The organism is Neisseria wadsworthii 9715, from assembly GCF_000227765.1.
Classification (GTDB): domain Bacteria; phylum Pseudomonadota; class Gammaproteobacteria; order Burkholderiales; family Neisseriaceae; genus Neisseria; species Neisseria wadsworthii.
In genome coordinates, this window is the sequence record NZ_JH165159.1 from 1,250,503 (window position 1) to 1,256,747 (window position 6,245).

The following is a 6,245-nucleotide window of genomic DNA, read 5'->3' on the forward strand; positions in this document are numbered from 1 at the left end:
TGCCTGTCTGAAAGTTTCAGACAGGCATTGTTTTATGCAGCCTACTTACACAATATCAAAGTGGCTTTCGTTGATATCTAAGTTCGGGCTGAGCGTTGCAAAATGGATGCCGTCGGCCTTGCCTTTACCGTCGCTGTCGTAATACAGATAACCGGTTTGGGATTGATAGCTGATGTAATCGCTAAATTCCGACAAGGTGGTTTTAAGGTCGCCAAAGATGGCAGATGACAATTCGATGGTGTCATCACCTTGCAGGAAGTCCTTGATGGTGGTTACGCTGCCGTCTAAAACGGTGTCGAATACGAATGTGTCGTTACCTTCTCCACCGGTAAGGGTATCGTTGCCGCCTCCGCCGATGATGCGGTCGTCGCCTTCCATGCCGTTGAGCTCGTTATCCGAGCCGTTGCCGCGCAAGACGTTGGCTTGTGCGTTGCCTGTGCCGTTGATACTGTTGCTACCAATCAAGGTCAGGTTTTCAAGGTGTTCGCCCAAGGTATGGGTGATGCTGCTGTATACATGGTCTTCGCCTTGATCCTGCGCTTCTTGGATGGTGTCTGACGCATTGTCGATAACGTAGCTGTCGTTGCCCTGGCCACCGATTAAGGTGTCTTCGCCTTCGCCTCCATCGAGGTAATCGTTACCTGCTCCGCCTCGGATGGTATCGTTACCTGCTCCGCCATAAATATTGTTGTCGGCGCTGTTGCCGGTTAATACATCATTATGCTCGGAGCCGACCAGATTTTCGATTTGCGTGCCGTATCCGATAAATGCTTGGCCTTCGGTATAGGTGTTTAACTTAACGTTTGCTCCGGAGTTGCCGATGATCGATGCGTCTTGCCCCAAATTGAAGTAACTGCGCATATTGTGGGTAGCGGCACTTTGTATACTGAACGTTTTGGATAAGTTGTCGCCAACATAAATCCATGAGCCGGGGGTGAGGTTAACGTTTACGCCGGCTTTTTCTTGTGAGGCATCGAAAGTATCGATGCCGCCTGCGTCCCAGATGTAGCGGTCGGAATCTTGGCTATACATATTATAGTTTTTGAATGTGTAGATATCGTCGCCTGTGCGCACGGTTTTATTCATACCTGCGGTGTAGTGCAGGTAGGCCAAATCGTAAGTGCGCAGTTGTCCTTTACCAATAAATAAGTTGTTATTGGCATATGCGTTATAAGACATATTGGAAAATTCAATATTTTCTTCAACTGCATAATCGCTTGTGAAGCCACTGGATGTATGTATCATTCCCAAGGTATGGGTAACTTCGTGCAGTACGGTGTAGTGGAGGAAATCTTTACCCCAGCCCATGTAGTTATGGCGACTGTTCCAGGCAATTAATCCGCCGTTGTAAGCGATGGCCGACGCACCTTCAAAGCCTGACATGAGGTTGCCCATGTAATAGTTGGTGTTGGCCTCAGCCTTGGTTCCCACTTCGACAAATTCAATATTGGTCACGGCGCTGATTTCTTTATAGGCGTTGCGCACAATTTCCTGAAGCTCTGTTGAGTAGCTGGTCATAGTAGCTCTGTCAACATAGCGGTTATGGTTTTCCGACAGGGTGCTGATTTCATCTAGGGTAAGGAAATGGTATTTCAGCACGGTAGGGCCGTCGTTTTGGCCGCCCAGCGGGATATTGTAGCTTTTGCCGTTGATATTGCCTGTTTTATGGATGAAATAAGGGAAATTGTAATCAGGAGACGTGTGGTCGCTATTAACAGATACAGGTTTGGTATGCCTGTCTGAAAGCTGGCCGCTCACTTGATTTAATACGGCATAGTGTTCGCTATCGCTGACGCTGATGGCTTTGCCGGATGAATCGTTCGTGCTTAAAACAGCTTTTACGGTGCGGTCTTTATCGGCAGCCAAATCAGAGGCCGATACTTCAACCGAAAAGCTTTTGCCGGTTGAATCGACTTGGGTTTGATAAACTTTGCCGCCCACTTCCAGCGTAACGGTATCACCGGCTTTTGCCGTGCCGCCAACCGTACCATTGATGATGACTGCCGAATCTTTTGCACCGGATACGACATAGCCGTTCTCAGGATCCTTATTGATATAAGGGCTATCAAACTTGATTTCTTTTACCCTTACCGGTTCAAAACGCGCCAGATTGTTAATGCGGTAAGTATTGTTGCCGGTTTGTTCCACATCAAATAGTTGCGGGTCAGCCTCTACTTTGAAGCTGAGTGCTTTGCCGTTGAGTTTTGCAAGCTCTTTGGTGGGAATATCCAAGAAAAAGCTGCGGTCTGCTTTTACGCCTGCGGTGTATGTTTTATCACCGATATTCACAGTAATCTGGCGCATGCGTTCCTTATTCATGCCTTTTGCGAATGCACCTTCAAGTTCAATTACACCGCCAATCCGGGTATTGGAGAAAGCTTGGGCTACATCTATATTGAAGTCGGCATCAATGCCTGTAATATTAATCGATGCGGCGGCTTCCGGCGCCACTTCATAGCTACGCGAAGTTTTGGCGGTTGCGTCCGCTCCATTAGAGATGCTTGCCTTAATGATATGGCCGGGGTTGGCAATCAATTTTTCAGCAGCAACGGTGGTGCTGAAGGTTAAATTGTTTTGAACTTGAGCTTGGATGGTTTCCCCGTTAATCAATAATTCGACTATTTGGTTTTCTTCAGCGGCGGAACCAGAAACCGAACCGGAAATGGTAATTTCTTGCTTGGCTTCGGTTACATTAATCAAATCATCGCCGGTAATCACATTCAATTTAATGTCGATATCGCCTTTTTTCACGCTATATGTCAACGCGGTTTGCGCAGAAGCGCTGTTGCCTGCGTTGTCTGAGGTTGTGATGGCCGCAGTGATAACGGGTTTCTCGGCGCCGGTTAATTGAGCAGCGTCAACCGTGATGCTGAATACGCCGCTGCTATCAACGGTGGTTTTTTCTTGAATGCCGTTTACAGTTATTACAACAGTATCGTTTTCTTTGAAATTACCGTCTACACGACCTGCCAGCACGACTCTATCTTGAGCATCCTGCTCAAGCACATTATCGTTTGCCAGGGCGTTAAGCGTAATGAAAGGTGCAGGGGCAACAGTATCTACCTCATAAGTATGAACCGCGTTATGGCTGGCAGCGTTACCATATTTGTCGGCCGCAGAGACAGAGGCGGTCACGTTATGGATGCCATCGGTTTTTGCCAATGTTGTGGCGGGTAGGGTTAATGTCCAAGTGTTATTTGAAACTTGGGCGGCATAATCCGTGCCGTCGATGTGGATAGTAACTTTTTCCGTGCCGCGAACAACGGTATCACCCAATACCAGTGAGCCGGTAAGCACAACATTTTCAGACAGGCTTTGGATATTCAGAGCTTTCCCTGCATTGATGCTCTCTACAGTAATGTTGACACTAGGCGGAGTGGTTTGGTAGGTGTAGTTTTGCGTGCCTTCTGCTGCAGACGATGTGGCACCTCCGGCATCTTTCAATTCAGCACGGCCGCTAACCTGATTGTTGGCTGCCAATATAGTGGCGGGAATGTCGACATTAAACGAAGCCCCCAGTGTTTTGGCGGTATATTCATTATTCCCGACATTGATGGTCACGGATACAACGTCATCTCCTTCCTGCAAGCCTTTTACTTTGCCGGTAATGCGTAAAGTCGGCTCGGCGGCTTCGCTTCGGTTGATTACATTGTCGCCGGTAATAGGATCGAATGCGACTTGGCCGTTTGGTGCCGATTTATTAACAGAAAAGGTTCGGGTAAAAGTGGCATTGCCGTTGCCGGTATTGCCGGCGGCATCTACGCGCTCTACGCTAGCGGAAATACCGTATTTACCTTCTCTGCCGCCAGGGGCTATCTGTGCAATTTCCGCATCTACGCTATATGATCCGTCGGCTTGAACTTCGGCTGTATAAGTTGCTTTGCCGATTTTGATCGTAACTAGACTACCAGGCATACCGTCGGTAACGCTGCCGCTAACGGTAACATAAGGTTGTTCCATTTCGACCGCATTCAGAATATTGTCACCCGTAAGCGAATGGAGGGTAATGGAGGTATTATTGGCTAAGTCAATAGTATAGTCTTGGCTGGCCGTATAGGTTTGGTTGACACCATAATCATCCGGCACGCTAATGCGTGCGACAAGAGTTTTCACAGCATTGTTAACATTGTTTGCAATGCCTAAGAAAGCGCGGTCGGCAGTAATGCTGAATTTACCGTTTTCTACATTCGCTTTTAATTCATTGAAGCCTGATTGAAGGGTAACCTCTGTGCCGTTTTCCACGTTTTCTACTGAGCCGGATAGGGTAAAGTTGCCGTTATCGGATTCGGCTTTGTTAATAAAATTATCTTCGGCAACCATGTCGAGTGTGATGACGGGTGCCGGTTTGCCCACTTTGTATGGGCGGTTGTTTTCTGCCGTAATGCTGTTGCCTGCGGCATCGGTTACTGTCGCGGATACGTCTACGCGGGTTGCGGCTGCCAGCTCCGAAGAGGGGATGTCCGCAGAATAAGTGTTGCCGGTCACGACGGCGTCGTATCTCTGATCGCCAACGTGCACGATAACTTGGTTAACAGTTTCGCCGTTTTGCAAGCCGTTAATCGTTCCGCTGATGGAATGGTGTTCTTGTGCTTGTTTGGCTTTGGTAAGCACATCATCACCGGCGATTTCATTAATGCTTACGTTTACTTCAGGTGCTGTTAAATCTTTAGTGTAGCTTTGGGTGGTTTCTGCTGTAGCTGTGTTACCTGCGGCATCTTGTGAGGTAACGCTGGCTTTTACCAGGGTATAACCGCTTTTTGATAATTGAGAGCCTTCAAAATCAACGGAAAAACCACCGTTTTTCACTTTCGTAAGGATATCAATCCATTTCACACTGCCACAGCTCTCACAACCGCATGAGACAATGATGTTTTCGTTATCGGCAACGTCGGTAACGGTACCGGTAACGGTAACGGTGCTTTGAGATTCGGCAATGTTAAGCACATTATCGCCTGCGATTGCATTCAGGCTGATGGTGGGTGCGTATTCCGTGTCGATTGTGTAAGCGCGTTCTGCGTGGCCGGTAGCGCTATTGAGCGCTTCATCGGTTGTGGTAACGCTTGCAGATATTTTGCCGTGGTTGAGCAAGGTTTTAGTGCTTACGGCAACGGCAAATTGCCCGTTTGAAATCACGCCTTTATAAACCGCTTCGCCTACATTGATAATGATTTCGTCATTTTCTTTGGCATGTTCTACGGTGCCGGAAAGTAGGGTGCTCTCGGTTTTGGATTCGGCCAGGTTAATGATGTTGTCTTCCGCGATGGCGTTAAACGTGATAACAGGGGTGTCGATTTCGGTGTCTAATGTATAGTTTTGCGTGGTTACGGCTGATGCAGTATTTCCGACATCATCTGACGTTTCGATGCGCGCACTGATACTTTCGCTCGCCGCCAATACCGAACCTTCGATTTCAAGGCTGAATTTGCCGTTTTGAACGGTTGTCGTAGATTGGTAGGTGCCGGCCGTGAATGTAACCGTATCGCCTTCATTGGCATGCTGTACGTCGCCGGAAACCAAAATATTGGATTGGGCTTCGGCTGCGTTGATGATATTGTCTGCGGCAATTGGGTTAAGAGTGATAACGGGCTGATCGATGACAGTATCCACCAGATAAACGTATTGCATAGAGGCGGTGTTAATATTTCCTGCTGCATCTTCAGTTTGCAGAATAACTTGAAGGCTTTGGGCACCCTCAGCGAAAGCAAGTATTTCACCTGTGGTTTCTAAAGACCAAGTTACGCCGTTAATTTTGGCAGGATAGGATCTCCCATTGATTTTTACAGTAACGGTTTCTTTGACACTGTCTTCGCCAATTTTAAGGGGGCCGGAAAGTGTGTATGTTTCTTTTTTGGTTGCAATGCTGATGGTGCTGTTATCCGACATCCTGTTCATTCTGATTAATGCTTCAGGTGCTTCTACGTCATAGCTGTATGCACGTTCAGATAGCGCTTTTGTACTATTGCCCGAGCTGTCATGTACTGTCGCGACAGCGTTGATAATGTTGGCGTTGGCAAACGCTTTACCATTGATTTCTGCGCTAAAAGTAGAAGCATTTACAATAGTAGGATAGGCTTTTCCATTTAAATAGAGCACAACATTGGCATTGGCAATATCTCGATTGCTGCTGATGCTGCCGGAAACCAGGATATTTCCTTCTGCAGATTTGGCATTAATCATATCCTGGTGTGCGATTGGATTGATTCTGACCGTGGCCGAAATAGGCTCTTGTGTTTCAGGTTGATTGA

1 protein-coding gene is annotated in these 6,245 nt (G+C 47.5%); it reads right to left on the bottom strand.

The features are described from left to right. Nucleotides 1-45 precede the first annotated feature (45 nt). Complete coding sequence (locus tag HMPREF9370_RS05680) at nt 46-6,177, bottom strand: Ig-like domain-containing protein (protein ID WP_050795383.1); 6,132 nt, start codon at nt 6,175-6,177, stop codon at nt 46-48. Between the last annotated feature and the right edge of the window lie 68 nt (nt 6,178-6,245).

Coding starts and splice junctions, on each gene's coding strand:
- HMPREF9370_RS05680 (WP_050795383.1), bottom strand. CDS start 6,177: ATGATTAATGCCAAATCTGCAGAAGGAAATATCCTGGTTTCCGGCAGC.